This is a genomic window from Psychrobacter sp. 1Y4 (genome assembly GCF_051847555.1).
This window is the reverse complement of sequence record NZ_JBPYDE010000911.1, coordinates 1-574: the sequence shown is the minus strand read 5'-3', so window position 1 is coordinate 574 and position 574 is coordinate 1. Positions and strand designations below refer to the sequence as shown.

At 47.6% G+C, this 574-nt stretch carries 1 protein-coding gene; it reads left to right on the top strand.

The features are described 5' to 3' along the window. Positions 1-438: LamB/YcsF family protein (locus tag ACS8FC_RS19555; protein WP_439298010.1), on the top strand; the 438-nt coding region annotated here is incomplete at its 5' end. Between the last annotated feature and the right edge of the window lie 136 nt (positions 439-574).

Here is a 574-nt window from a genome sequence, read left to right as displayed (position 1 = left end):
GATTATGTCAAACCGCATGGTGCTTTATACAACCAAGCAGCTGTTGATGAGTCGCTCGCTGATATTTTGGTCAGTGAGATCCAACGCTTTGATCCCAATTTAAAAGTTATGGGGCTGTCAGGTGGTCATCTGGTTGCAGCGGCAAAGCGTCAGGGACTGGTGTCGATATCCGAGGTATTTGCCGATAGAAACTATGAAAAAGACGGCTCATTGGTCTCGCGCAGTAAAGACAGCGCGCTGATCACCGATACCCAAGCGGCCATTGACCATGTGTTGCAGATGATTACCCAAGGGACGGTGACTAGTGTCTGCGGTGAGGTGGTGCCCGTTGAGGCAGAGAGTATCTGTCTGCATGGTGATGGCGCGCATGCCATCTTGTTTGCGCGGGAGATCAAAAAACAATTAGAACAAAAGGGTATCACGATATCCGCTCAATAATCATTTGACCGATAGCTGTGTGAACGTTAATGGCTAAAGTCAGTTGTTCTGTACAAAACAAGGATGTTTATGAGTACCTTAAAAAAACACAATACCGCCATTTTGGGCGCGGCCTTTTTGATGGCCACTTCAGCAG